The organism is Kitasatospora sp. NPDC086009, from assembly GCF_044540385.1.
Taxonomy (GTDB): domain Bacteria; phylum Actinomycetota; class Actinomycetes; order Streptomycetales; family Streptomycetaceae; genus Kitasatospora.
In genome coordinates, this window is record NZ_JBITSA010000004.1 from 62,541 (window position 1) to 75,492 (window position 12,952).

General features: G+C 73.3%; 10 protein-coding genes. 4 read left to right on the plus strand and 6 right to left on the minus strand.

The window, feature by feature from the left end; genetic code table 11:
- Positions 1-88: 88 nt before the first annotated feature.
- From ACIF6L_RS12215 to ACIF6L_RS12225, 3 genes are all read left to right on the plus strand, one after another.
- Complete coding sequence (locus tag ACIF6L_RS12215) at positions 89-952, plus strand: LLM class flavin-dependent oxidoreductase (RefSeq protein ID WP_359838989.1); 864 nt, start codon at positions 89-91, stop codon at positions 950-952.
- The gene (locus tag ACIF6L_RS12220) at positions 949-1,377 is read left to right on the plus strand and encodes a nucleoside deaminase (RefSeq protein ID WP_329485527.1); all 429 of its coding nucleotides are present in this window, start codon (positions 949-951) and stop codon (positions 1,375-1,377) included. The genes ACIF6L_RS12215 and ACIF6L_RS12220 overlap by 4 nt, the downstream gene beginning before the upstream one ends.
- A 247-nt stretch (positions 1,378-1,624) precedes the next feature.
- Entirely contained in the window at positions 1,625-2,953 is a 1,329-nt protein-coding gene (locus ACIF6L_RS12225; RefSeq protein ID WP_396489391.1) for a hypothetical protein, read from the plus strand.
- 93 nt (positions 2,954-3,046) lie between these two features.
- Here ACIF6L_RS12225 and ACIF6L_RS12230 read toward each other — a convergent pair whose 3' ends face one another.
- The 6 genes from ACIF6L_RS12230 to ACIF6L_RS12255 form a co-directional block, all read right to left on the minus strand.
- On the minus strand, positions 3,047-3,892 hold the full coding sequence (locus ACIF6L_RS12230) for a DeoR/GlpR family DNA-binding transcription regulator (RefSeq protein WP_396489389.1): 846 nt from the start codon (positions 3,890-3,892) through the stop codon (positions 3,047-3,049).
- A 126-nt stretch (positions 3,893-4,018) separates the two neighbouring features.
- The gene (locus tag ACIF6L_RS12235; RefSeq protein ID WP_396489388.1) at positions 4,019-6,244 is read right to left on the minus strand and encodes an RICIN domain-containing protein; all 2,226 of its coding nucleotides are present in this window, start codon (positions 6,242-6,244) and stop codon (positions 4,019-4,021) included.
- Between the two features lie 126 nt (positions 6,245-6,370).
- Positions 6,371-8,260, minus strand: a complete 1,890-nt coding sequence (locus ACIF6L_RS12240; RefSeq protein WP_396489386.1) for a DUF5107 domain-containing protein — start codon at positions 8,258-8,260, stop codon at positions 6,371-6,373.
- Entirely contained in the window at positions 8,257-9,069 is an 813-nt protein-coding gene (locus ACIF6L_RS12245) for a carbohydrate ABC transporter permease (protein WP_352286517.1), read from the minus strand. The genes ACIF6L_RS12240 and ACIF6L_RS12245 overlap by 4 nt, the downstream gene beginning before the upstream one ends.
- A gap of 55 nt (positions 9,070-9,124) precedes the next feature.
- Positions 9,125-10,084, minus strand: a complete 960-nt coding sequence (locus ACIF6L_RS12250; RefSeq protein WP_359808817.1) for a sugar ABC transporter permease — start codon at positions 10,082-10,084, stop codon at positions 9,125-9,127.
- Between the two features lie 7 nt (positions 10,085-10,091).
- Positions 10,092-11,390 (minus strand): ABC transporter substrate-binding protein, encoded by a 1,299-nt coding sequence (locus ACIF6L_RS12255; RefSeq protein ID WP_396489383.1) that lies wholly within the window; start codon positions 11,388-11,390, stop codon positions 10,092-10,094.
- A 193-nt stretch (positions 11,391-11,583) separates the two neighbouring features.
- Here ACIF6L_RS12255 and ACIF6L_RS12260 point away from each other — a divergent pair, with 193 nt between their 5' ends.
- The gene (locus tag ACIF6L_RS12260; protein WP_396489381.1) at positions 11,584-12,858 is read left to right on the plus strand and encodes an ROK family protein; all 1,275 of its coding nucleotides are present in this window, start codon (positions 11,584-11,586) and stop codon (positions 12,856-12,858) included.
- Positions 12,859-12,952: the final 94 nt, after the last annotated feature.

Genomic DNA, 12,952 nt, shown 5'->3' on the forward strand with positions numbered 1-12,952 from the left:
AGATTACCGGTGAATCCACGGCCGGAGCCCCCCTGAACAGGCAGGAATCCCTTCTGACGGCCGGTCCGGCCTGGCTAGCCTGTGCGGTGTGAAGATCGGAATCAACGTCCCCAACTTCGGCCCGGGCACCGACCCGGGAGTCCTGCGCGACTGGGCCCGGACGGTGGAAGACCTGGGCTTCGACCTGCTGATGGTCTCGGACCACGTGGCCATCACGCCCGATGTCGCCGAGCGCTACCCCGCCCCCTTCTACGAGCCGTTCACCACGCTGTCCTGGCTGGCCGGTGTCACCGGCCGGGTCCGGCTCGGCACGACCGTCCTCATCGCCCCGTACCGGCACCCGCTGCTCGTCGCCCGGATGGCGGCCAACCTGAACGAGCTGAGCGGCGGCCGGCTGGTCCTCGGCGTGGGGGTGGGCTGGGCCCGGCAGGAGTTCGCCGCCCTCGGGGTCCCGTTCGAGCGGCGGGGGCGGCTGACCGACGCCCACCTGGCGGACCTCAGGGCGGCCTGGGCGGACACCGCCTCCTACGGGACCGCGCGCATCCCGCTCTGGGTCGGCGGCAACAGCGAGGCCGGCCTGCGCCGCGCGGTGCGGTTCGCGGACGCCTGGCACCCGCTGCGCTGCACCCTGCCGATGCTGCGCGGATCCGTGGCCCGGCTGGGGGAGCTCGCCGCCGAAGAGCGGCGCCCCGTCCCCGCCTTCGCCCCCCGGATCGCGCTCCGGCTCACCGCGGAGCCGGTCACCGCACCGGAGCGGCTCGCCGGCGAGGGCACGATCGAGCAGGTCATGGCCGACCTCGACCGGCTCCGGCTGCTGGGCGCCGACACCGTCGTCCTCGACCCCTACCACGGCGACCCGCGCGAGACCCGCCGTCCGCAGGCGGCCTGGCAGGCACTCGCCACCGTGGCCGCGCACATCCAGCCCCCTCTCACCCCTACGGAGCAGTCATGACCGTCCCCGACGACCACACCCTCCTCCGGCGGGCGATCGCGCTCGCGGCCGAGGCCCGCGCGAGCGGCAACCCGCCGTTCGGATCGCTGCTGGCCGGCCCGGACGGCGCGGTGCTCGCGGAGGAGCGGAACACGACCCGCACCGAGCGGGACATCACCGCGCACCCCGAACTGAAGCTGGCGCGCTGGGCCGCACGGGAGTTGGACGCGGCCACGGCGGCGGCGACCACGATGTACACCAGCTGCCAGCCGTGTTCCATGTGCGAGGCGGCCGTCCAGCAGGCGGGGCTGCGGCGGGTCGTGTTCGCCCTGTCGAACGATCAGCTCCTGGGCATCCGGCCGGGCAGCGGCCGGCCGCCCGTCCCGCAGGAGGGCCCGGCCCTGTACGACGAGGTGCGGGCGGTGGTCGCGGGCTACTACCACTGACCGTCAGGACCGTGGCCCGGCGGCCCCGGTGGGCCCGGGCCGGTGTCCCAGGGCGGTGCGGGCCCGGGTGGTGCACTGGTCCCGGGACACAGGCAGGACCACGGCCTCATGCCCTCGCCCCGGCGGATTCCTACCGTGGGAGCACGCGGTGGGGCGCTCGGCGCGGGAGACCGGAGAGCGCCCCGCGCGGAGCGGGCCGGGAGCCTTCCGGTCCGTCGCTTCTCCAGCGGACTACGGGAGGTCCCAGATGAGTTGGAACCAATTCACGCTCTCCTCGGCCGGCAGCGCGTCGGTGTCGAGCAGGGTCGCCGCGGTCTCCCGGATCCCCGGGAGCATGGAGCTCTGGTGGGTCGCCCAGGACGGCTCGGTCCAGGGCGCGTACTGGTACGACGGGTCGCCGTGGCGGCGCTACCAGCTGGCGCCGGCCGGCAGCGCCTCCGTCAACGGCGGCATCGCGGCCGTCTCCCGGATCCCGGGCAGCATGGAGGTCTTCTTCGTCGGCGCCAACGGGTCGGTCCAGGACCGGTACTGGTACGAGGGCGCCGCCTGGCAGGGCTTCGAGCTGTCGGGCCCCGGCAGCGCCTCCGTCAACGGCGGGATCGCGGCGGTGTCGCGGATCCCGGGCAGCATGGAGGTCTTCTTCGTCGGCGCCAACGGCTCCGTCCAGGACCGGTACTGGTACGAGGGCGCCGCCTGGCAGGGCTTCGAACTCTCGGGCCCCGGCAGCGCCGCCCCCACCGGCGGGGTCGCGGCCGTCTCGCGGATCCCCGGGAGCATGGAGGTGTGGTTCGTCGGCGCCAACGGCTCGGTGCAGGACCGGTACTGGTACGAGGGCGCCGCCTGGCAGGGCTTCGAGCTGGCCCCGGCCGGCAGCGCCTCCACCCACACCGGCATCGCGGCGGTCTCGCGGATCCCCGGGAGCATGGAGCTGTGGTTCGTCGGCGCCAACGGCTCGGTGCAGGACCGGTACTGGTACGAGGGAGCCACCTGGCAGGGCTTCGAGCCGGCCCCGGCCGGCAGCGCCTCGATCACCAGCGGGGTCGCGGCGGTCTCGCGGATCCCCGGGAGCATGGAGCTGTGGTTCGTCGGCGGCGACGCCTCCGTCCGGGACCACTTCTGGTACGACACGTCGAGCAAGAACTTCGACCAGGACGTCACGACCGACATCGCCGTCGGAGGCTCGGCGCACGTCGTGATGCGGCAGGACGGGTTCTACTCGTTCACCACGCACGCCCACGACAGCGGCTTCGACAACATCGACTACACCATCTCGGCCGCCGTCATGACGCCGGACGGCACGGTGTTCACCTTCCAGCACTCCGGCCACACCGAGGGGACCGTCGCCGGACTGCCCTTCGGCACCCCGGACCGCAACGACGACTTCACCTTCGTCGGCAACAACCCGCAGATCACCGCCAAGTGGGACGGCATCCTCAACGGCACCTTCAAGGCCACCCTGGACGGCACCGACACCCTCGCGGCCGGCGTCACGGGAGCCCTGGGCGACCTGGTGAAGGCGATCGTCTCCGCGGCGGGCAAGGCCGCGGCCGAGGCGGTGATCAAGCTCGTCGCCTAAGTGTCCCGACCGCCCCGACCCGGCGGCGTCGGCCCGGCTCCCGAGGGGGGAGCCGGGCCGGTGCCCCGCGCTCCGCGCCCCGGTGCCTTCCGCTCAGCGCCGGACGGCGGACGCGCCTCCGGCGGCGTCGACCACGAGCAGCGTGCCCACCCGTCTGGCGGCGGCCGCCCGCTGGGCGGCGGGCAGGTCGGTGCCGGTGACCAGGACGTCGACCTGGTCCAGGGTGCCGAAGACGGCCAGCCCGCCGCTGCTCCACCTGGAGCGGTCGGCGACGAGCACCACCCGGCGGGCGGCGTGCAGGAAGGCCCGCTGGGTGGCCGCCTCGGTGAGGTCGGCGAGGGTCAGGTCCCCCCGGCGGGTGATCCCGCGGCAGTCGAGGAGGAGCAGGTCCAGCCGGGTCGAGCGGACGGCCTGGTCGGCGATCGGGCCCACCAGGGCGCCGGAGGCCGTCCGGAGGCCGCCGGTGAGCGTGACGGCGGCGGTCGGGGCCACCCCGGGCGGACCGGCGGGGTGGGTGAAGACCCGGGCGATCCGGAGGGAGTTGGTGACGACCGCCAGGTGGTCCACGGCGGTCAGGTGCCGGGCGACGGCGTAGGTCGCCGGGCCGGCGCCGAGGCCGACGACGTCGCCCGGCCGGACCAGCGCGGCGGCGGCCCGGGCGATCACGTCGAGGTTCGGCAGCGGGCCGGTGTCCGGCGGAACCCGGCGTCCGCCCCCGCCCCGGGCGGCCTCGGAGCGGACGGCTCCACCGCGGGTCCGGTGCAGCAGGCCCTGCTCGGCGAGCGCGCACAGGTCACGCCGGACGGTGGCGGCGGAGACGCCGAACTCGTGGGCGAGCTGGTCGGTGACGGCGGTGCCGTGCTCCCGCACACTGGTGTGGATCAGCCGGCGGCGCTGTTCCGCCAGGAGGGTCGCCGGCGGCCGGGCGTCCTGAATCATGTCGTGGGCCTCCTGGTGCACGCGTGGCGGTGGGCACCGCCGTCGTCCTCGCCGGTGTGCGGACGCCGGTCCGGCTCCGGCCCCGCAGGCTGCCGCCCGCGGGGCCGGAGCCCCGGCGGACCAGCCCTAGTTGACGGACCAGATCTGCCGGGTCGACCCGGTGTCCGGCTGCTGGGTCACCAGGGCGCCGTTGGCGGTGCCGGCGGTGGTGAGGAGCAGGCCGCTCGCCTTCGAGGCGACGGTGTAGCCGCCGCTCACCGGGGTGAGGATCCAGCGCTGGTTGGTCGCGCCCGTGCAGGCCCACTGGATGATCGGGTTGCCGGCCGCGGTGGAGCCGCCGCTGTCGTCCAGGCAGAGCGCGGACTCGCGGTTGGTGAGCCGGTAGCTGCCGTCGGACTGCCGGGCGAAGGTCCAGCTCTGGTTGGTGCCGCCGTTGGCGGTCCAGGTGACGAGCTGGGTGCCCTGGGTCTTGGAGTGGTCGGGGACGTCGAGCGCCTTGCCTCCGGTGGTGAGCGTGTGGATCCCGTCGAGTGAGCCGCCGGCGTCACCGGTGGCAGTCAGGGTCAGCACCTGGTCGGCCGCGGTGGCGCCGCCGCCGACGGGGTTGCCGGTGGTGTCGGTCCAGCTGCGGGTGGGCGTGGTGCCGGTCAGCGCGCCTGCGGCGGACGTCATGCCGAGCACCAGTCCGCTGTAGCGGTTGACCAGCCGGAAGGCGCCGGTCGACGCGCCCGCGGCGGTCTTGCCGGGGATGACGAACCACTGCTGGCCGACGGCGGGCCCGCCCGGTCCGGCCGCGGTGACGGTCGGCGCCGTCCCCCAGGCGCGGTCGGCCTTGCCGGTGGAGCCGACGCCCAGCAGGCCGCCGGTGGCGGAGTTGACGACCCGGTAGGCGCCGTCGCCGGTGGGGGCGAAGCTCCACGACTCCAGGCCCGATCCGCCGGCGGCGGCCGTCGAGGTGGTCGCCTGGCTGCCGGAGACCTGGGCGAGCACCCGGCCGGTTCCGTTGGCGATCCGGTAGGTCTTGGCCGGGTCGACGGGCGCGGGCGCGGGGGACGAGGAGGTGATGCCGAGGTTGACGTACTCGCCGGAGGCGCCCGCCGAGCAGCCGAACGCGCAGTAGGCACGGAAGTTCTTGCCGACGATCGTCGAGTTCGTCCGGTTCGCGCTGTCGACGAACCAGCGGTACCACGAGGCGGTGTGGTAACTGCCGGTGTCGCCGATCGGGAACCACTTCTGGGTCGCGAGGTCGTCGGTCGCGTAGAGGTACTGCGGCGAGGTGCCGTCCTGGTTGACCGCCTGGGGCTCACCGATGTACAGGCCGAGGTAGGCGTTGTAGGTGATGTCCATGACGAAGAGCGGCGAGGTCGGCGGCATCTTCCCGGCGGCGATCTGCTGGGCCGCGGTGCCGGTGTTCGCCGGGTCGTACTCCTTGGCGACGGGGGTGTACCCCGTGCTGCTGGCCGCGTCGACCGGGACCATGTTGCTCTCCCGGCCGCCGACGCCGGGCTGCGACCACGCGCCGTCGTACCACTTCTGCCAGGAGTCGGGCGCCATCTTGGCGGACATCGGCGCCCGGGCGACGTGTTCGTAGAACGCCTTCCAGCTGCCGCCCTTGTCGACGATCCGCGAGCCGTAGTAGACGTAGAAGTAGCCGGAGGCGGTGTCCACGAAGAGCCGCGGGTCACCGTCGCCGTAGTCGTAGGTCTGGTTCGGGAAGGCGGCGGTGTCACCGCGTACGGTGCTGTACGGCGAGGTGATGACGTGGTTCCTGATGGTCCACGTCCGGCCCTGGTCGGTCGAGACCGTGTAGTCGATCGCGTCGAAGTGCAGGCCGTCCCCGAAGGGCTGCGGGGTGAACTCGTTGTGCACCAGGCCGTACCAGTCGCCGGTGTCCGGGTCGACCCAGACCCCGGTGAGGTCGCAGTAGTTCTTCTGGGCGTAGCCGGAGCCGCTCGGCGCGAAGCTCGACTCCCGGCCGGTGGGGCTGTTGTTGCAGCGCCAGGTCGTGTTGTTGTTCGCGTCCTGCGGGTTGGCGGGGTTCACCGCGTCGCTGATCGCGGCGGACCTGGTGGCGGAGTCGAAGTCCGCGCCGGTGAAGAACTCCCACTCACGCGGGTCGGTGGACCCGTACAGCGCCGCGGACTGCTGGAAGTAGAAGGTGCCGTCCTTGTCGGTGTACGGGGCCGCCGTGGTGTCGGTCGGGGTGGGGTAGCGGCCGGTCGAGCCGATGCTGACGGTGTAGCCGGTGACGGCGGGGGCCGCCGACGCGGGTGGGGCCGCGAGGGCGCCGCCGGCCAGGGTGAGGGTGGCGGCCGTGAGGGTGGCCACGAGGGTTCTGGGAAGGGATGGCACGAGCACTCCTTCGGGGGTGGGGGCGTACTGCGGTGCGCGGACCCGGGGTCGGTCCGCGGCCGCGGCGGCCACGGAGGGAGGGCCGCCGCGGCTCCGCCCCGCCGGGGCGGGGCGGAGGTCGGGGGGTCAGGTCTGCGACATCCGGAAGTCGTAGACCGGCGGGACCGGCGTCCCGGGGTGGACGGCGAGCCAGAGGGTGTCCAGCGAGTCCTCGCCCTCGCGCATGTTGTCGACCTGGATGCCCTCGGCGAGCAGCCGGCGCACCCGGTCCTGGTCGCCCAGGGCGTGCGCCGCCCTCGCCTCGGCGAGGCGGATCCGGCCGTGCCGGCGGACGCTCCCGGTCAGGCCCTCGACGACGGCGAGGGCCTGCCGGTGGCGGCCGGCCGCGGCCAGGGCGTCGAGGAACTCGACGGTGAGCTCCAGGAGGTCCGGGCGCAGCCGGACCGCGTGGGCCAGCAGGTCGGCCGACTCCGCGGGGGAGTCGGTGAGGAACGCCAGGGCGCGCAGCGCCCACGGGGTCGGCCGTTCGGCGACGGAGCGCTTCCAGGCGGTGCGGGCGGCGTCGTCCTCGCCCTCGGACAGGTACACGAGAGCGAGCTGGTGGAGTACGTGCCAGTCCGGCTCGGCGGCCTCCAGCCGTTCGCGCCAGTGGCCTCCGGTGACCGGGGCGGCCGGCGGGTCGCAGAGCGGCAGCCGGCCGGTGGCCAGCAGCTCGGCCCACGGCCGCTGTTCGGCCCGCGCGTCACCGAACGGCCGGGCGGCCGAGGCGCGCAGGGCGCCGGCCGCGATCTCCAGCGCTCCCCAGCCGGACCCCTCGCCGAGCAGTTCCGTCGGTTCGCCGAACTCCGCCACCCGGGACAGCGCGTCCTCCAGGCGGCCGGGCGGGACGAGGGCGGCCAGCGCGGCCGCGGCGGCCGAGCGGGCCGTCCCCCAGTCGCCGTGCGCGGCGGCCGGGTCGACTTCCAGCAGCCCGTAGGCCTCGACCCAGGACCAGCTCTCGCCGGCCGGCATCGGCAGGTGCTCCAGCTGGGTCCTGGCCAGGCCGGCCTGGATCTCCAGGTAGGGCGCGTCGGGACCGGAGAGCCACTCCTGCCAGTGCGCGCCGCCGGTGGCGGTGCCCCAGTGGAAGAGCTTGCGGCCGCGCAGCCGGTCGGTCGAGGCCTGCACCAGGCCGGCGCCGGTGCCGTCCAGGGCGGTGATCCACCGGCGCTCGGCGTCCGGGATGTCCAGGAAGTAGTCCGCCGCGCGGGGCAGCCGGCCGGGGTAGCTGCGGTCGGCCCCGTCGTACTCGGGGAACGGGACGTGCCGCAGGTCGGCGGTGTAGTCGAAGTGGAAGGCGTGGTCGGCGGGGCCGACCACCCTGGTTTGCCCGGTCTCGGGGACGGCGATGTTGGACCACCAGTAGACCGGGACCTCGGCGTCGTTCGGGTTCTGGACGGAGACGTGGACGTACAGCACCGGCGAGCCGGCCGGCAGCCAGGCGTCGATCTGCAGCACCAGCCGCCGCAGCCGTTCGAACTCGTACATCCGCAGCACCGGCGTGCCGTCCGCGGTGGTGGTCCGGACGGCGTGCAGCGGCTCGCAGGTGAGCGGCCAGTGCCCGGTGGTGCCGAGGTTCCACTCCACCCCGCCGGCGATCCAGGCGTCCCGCAGGGCGAGGTTGGCGGGCTGCAGGACGGGGTTGCGGTGCAGCAGTTCGCGGCCGGAGGGGCGGTGCACCAGGGACCAGAGCCGGCCGCCGTAGCCGGGCAGGAAGGTGGCGGTGAGGTGCTCGTTCTCCAGGACGACGGTGGGCAGTTCACGCGTGGTGCGGGAGCGGTCGTAGCGGTCCTGCCGGGTGTAGGGCAGCAGGGTGTGCGGGCGGCCGTAGCCGAGGTTGCGGCGCATCTCGGGGTCGGTGGCCCCGGCGTCGTCGGCGGTGCGGGCGGGCAGTCCGCGCAGGATCGGGAGGCAGCCGGCGGCCGGGTCGGCCGCGCCCTCGATCCGCAGCAGGCCGGTGCGCAGGGTGGAGGTCATTTGCCGATCCCCACCGTCATGCCCTGGATGATCCGGGTGCCCAGCCAGGAGAAGAGGGCGAGCATCGGTGCGAGGATGAGGCAGACGCCGGCGAACATGGTCCCCCAGTCCATTCCGTTGAGCTGCTCGGTGGCGACGAAGTTCGCCAGCGCGACCGGCAGCGTGATCTTGTCCTCGCCGTGGTTGAGCACCAGGGCGAAGAGGGTCTCGTTCCAGGCCCCGATGACCTGGAGCAGGAAGGCGGTGATGAGTCCGCCCCGGGCGACCGGGACGATCACCTGGAGGAAGGTCCGCAGCGGCCCGGCCCCGTCGAGGGTGGCGGCCTCCTCCAGGACGGCCGGGACCCCGCTGAAGAAGCCGGTCAGCAGGTAGACGGTGAACGGCATCGCCAGGCCCACGTAGACCAGGCCGAGGCCGAGCAGGCTGTCCGTCAGGTTCACCTGGGCCAGGCCGATGAAGAGCGGCACGACCAGGACCTGCCCGGGGACGCCGAGTCCCATGGCGAAGGTCATGGTCAGCGCCGAGGAGGTGCGGGTGCGGCGCCGCGCCAGCATGTAGGCGGCGGGTGCGGCCAGGGCGACGGCCGCCACCGAGGAGAGCGCGGCGACGAGCACGCTGTTGAGCGCGGCCCGGCCGAAGCCGCCGTCGTCCAGCGCGCGCCCGTAGTTGTCCGGGTGCGGGTCGGTGGGCAGGCCGAAGGGGTGGGCGAAGATGTCGGTGCTGCCGCGCAGCGAGGTCAGGAAGACCCACAGGATGAGCAGCAGGTCGACGGCGACGACGACCCACACCACGCCTCTGGCGATCCGCATCGCAGGCCCCGCGGCTCTGTGCTTGGTACGCACGGGAGTTGCCTTTCTGAGGGGGTCAGTATTCGACGGCGGCGCGGCGCATCAGCCGGCGCAGCGCCAACGTGATCACCCCGACCATCACCAGGCTGACCAGGGCGGCGGCGGTGGCCATGCCGAGCTGCGGCGCCGAGGTCTGCGGGAACGCCTCGGCGTAGACGTACATCGCGGTGTTCCAGGTGTCGACCGGGGGCTGGCTGGAGTTGCTGCCGCCGTACATCAGGATCAGTTCGAAGATCTTCACCGAGCTGACCGTCCAGAGCACGGCGCAGACCGAGATCACGTCCCAGGCGAGCGGCAGGGTGATGTGCCGGAACCGGCGGAAGGCGCTGGCGCCGTCCAACTCGGCCGCCTCGTAGAGGTATTCGGGAATCTGGTCGACCGCCGCCATGATGATCGCGGTGTAGTAGCCGGTGGCCGTCCAGACCAGGGTGGCGACGATCATCGGGAAGAGGTTGTCGGTGGCGAGCCACTTGGGCGGCGTCGCGGTGCCGAGCCAGTGCAGCACGGTGTTGACCGGCCCGTCGGGGGAGAACAGGAAGCCGGCCGCGATGCCGAACACCATCGCGTTCACCAAACACGGGAAGAAGAGCACCGAGCGGGCGAACAGCCGGGCCCGCATCTCGCGCAGGACCAGGGTGAGCGCCAGGCTGATCGCGAAGGTGATCGCGCCGCCGACGAAGAGGATCTCCAGTGTGTTGACCAGGGAGGTCCGGAACGCCGCGTCCTCGAAGAGGATCCGGTAGTTCCGCAGGCCGCGCCAGTGCTTGGCGCCCATGCCGTCCCACTTGTAGAGGCTGGTCCAGGCGGCGTAGCCGATCGGGACCAGGAACAGCACGCCGTAGACGAGCAGCGCGGGACCGACGAACGGCCAGAAGATGCGCCGGTGCTGGCGTTCCAGCGGTGAGGTGCCGGCGTTCACCGGCTGCGCGCGCCCGCCGCCGCGCACGGCGGGCGGGTCCTGGAGTGCGGTGGCCATCGTCGCCTCAGCCCTGGCTCTTCCAGAAGGCGGCCTGGTCGGACTTCATCTTCGCGACGAACTGCTCGGCGGAGGTCTTGCCGTGCCAGAGGTCGAGGAAGTTCTGGTTGAAGACCTTGGTGGGGTAGTCGCCGGCCACGCCGTCGTAGGTGAGGCGGACGGGTGCGGCGTCCAGCGCCTTCTGGATGTCGGTGAGCGCGGCCGGGGCGGGGATGTCGGAGCGCGGCGTGATGTTCCCGGCCTCGGTGGAGATCCCGGCGAGGGTCTTCTTCTGCAGGAAGTAGGCGATGAACCTCTTGGCCGCGGCGGAGTGCTTGGCCTTCTTCGGTATCGCGAAGCCGAACATCATCGAGTCCGCGTTGACGGCGCCGGGCGGCAGCATCGCGCCCATCTTCCAGTCCGCGGGGAGCTGCTTGGCCACCTCGTCGGTGACCCAGCTGCCGTCCGGGTAGAACGCGGCCTTGCCGGCGGCCCAGTTGGTCTCCTGGGCGGGGAACTTGGTGGCGTCGTAGCCGCTGATCAGGTGGCCGCCCTTCACCAGTTGCTCGGTCTGCCTGGCGGCGGTGAGCACGGCCGGGGCGTCCCAGCTCGCGCCGGACGGGTCGGAGCTCAGCGCGCTGAAGCCGACCCCGCCGGCGGACAGCAGGTAGTCCAGGATCAGGCCGTTCTCCCAGGCGAGTTCACCGTCGGAGGCCAGACAGGCCCGGCCCCTGGCCTTGAGCGCGTCGCAGACCTTGAGGAAGTCGACCCAGCTCGCCGGCGGGCTCGGCATGGCGGCGGCGATGTCGGGGTCGGCCGTGTTGTAGAAGAGGGCGCCCGAGGAGATCTCGTACGGGATCACGTAGTGGTTCCTGCCGTCCGGGTCCTTGGGCAGGGCGTCCAGGTACTTCGCGGGGACGACGTCGGACACCTTCCTGCCCTCGCCGGGCACCTCCATGCCGAGGACGTCGGACAGGTCGAGCGCCTGGCCGGCCTGGGCGGTCGCCCCGTAGACGCCGTCGGCGCCCTGGTCCCACAGGTCGGGGGCCTGGTTGGTGGCGATCGCCGGGCCGATCTTCTTCTTGACGTCGCGTCCGGCCCAGGTGATGTCGACCTTGATGCCGGTGTCGGTCTGGAACTGGTCGATCGCCGCCTTGATCACCTTGGCCTGGGCCTCGTCGGCCCGCCACATCGACCAGTAGGCGAAGCTGCCGGACGAGCCGCCGGCCGTGCTCTCGGAGCCGCTGCCGCAGGCGGTGGCGGTCAGGGCCAGCACCGCCACGGTGGCGGTGCCGAGGACCCGGGTGGTGGTCGAGGTTCTGCCCATCGTGTGATTCCTCTCCAGGGGACAAGCGGTGGAGGGGGCCTGGGGGGGAAGGCCGCACCCTCGGGCTTGTTAGTTCGGCTAGTGTCTGAACTAAGGTGGGTATTGTCAAGGTCCAGCGCAGGCAAGGCCGTTATTCCGATCGCCGCGACAACTACCATGGGCGCCGTCGGCACCCTCGGGAACAGGAGAGACAGTGCAGGAAGCACGGGGCAGTGGCACCACCGGGGCCGCCGGCATCATGGCGGGCTACCCCGACGCCGCCGACAAGGGGTCCATGCGCCGCAACAACCTGGGCCTGGTGCTGCGCCTGCTGAGGGAGAGCGGCGAGCAGTCGCGCACCCGGATCGCCGCCGTCGCCGGGCTGCCGAAGGCCACCGTCTCGGTGCTGGTCACCGAGCTGATCCAGCGCGGCCTGGTCCGCGAGGGCGAGCTGGACCGGGCGGGCGCGGTGGGCCGCCCGCACCGCATGGTCACGCTCGACGGGCGCTGGGTCTGTGGGGTCGGTGCCGAGCTGGGCGTCGATCACATCACCGTGCTGGCGGTGGATCTGAGCGGCACCGTCGTCCACGAGCGGCGGCGCGGGATCGACCTGCCGGAGCTGAGCCCGCAGGAGGCGCTGCACGAGGTCGCGGGGATGGTCCGCGCCTGTCTGCGCGAGATCGGCGCCCGGGGGATGAGCGCGGCGGGCGTCACCCTGGTCACCCAGGGCGAGGTCGACGCCGGGTCGGGCACCGTCCTGGTGGCCACCAACTTCGGCTGGCGCGACGTGCCGGCCGCCGCCGAACTGCGCGCGCGGCTCGGCCCGGCCGCCCCGCCCGTTCTGCTCGCGAACGACGCCGAGTCAGGGGCGCTGGCCGAGTACCTCCGCGCGGCCGCCGACGACGTCCGCGAACTGGTCTACGTCACCGGCGGGATCGGCGTCGGCGGCGCCAGCCTCTCCGGCGGCAAGCTGCTGCGCGGCTCCGAGATCGGGCACATGCACGTCGACCGCCGGGAGCGCCCCTGCGCCTGCGGCCGGACGGGCTGCTGGGAGACCGCGGTGGGCCTGCAGGCCTTCCTGGACGCGGCTGCCGACCGCACCGACCGGGTGCACGACCGGTCGGTCGACCTCGCGCAGCGCCTGGACGAGCTGCTGGCGCGGGCGGACCGGGGCGAGCAGCGGACGCTGGCTGCGCTGGCCCTGATCGCGGACGACCTGGCCCTCGGGCTGGGCATCCTGGTGGACGTGCTGAACCCGCCGAGGATCGTCCTCGGCGGGTACTTCGCGGTCTTCGGCCGCTATCTGGTCGACGCCGTGCAGCGGGTGCTCGACGAGCGCCGGATCAGGCCCACCGCCGAGCGCGTCGTGGTGGCCGCCTCCACCCTCGGGCTCTCCAACGCGGCCCAGGGCGGGGCGTATCTGACCCTGGAGGGCATCTTCCTCGACCCGACGAGCGCGCCGGAGCGCCGGGTGGACGCGGGCGCCTGAGGAGGCCGGGGCGGGGAAGCACGCCGAGGGGCCGCGACGGCCTGTCCGGCCGTCGCGGCCCTGTCCGGTGCGCCCTCCGGCACCCTCCCGCGCG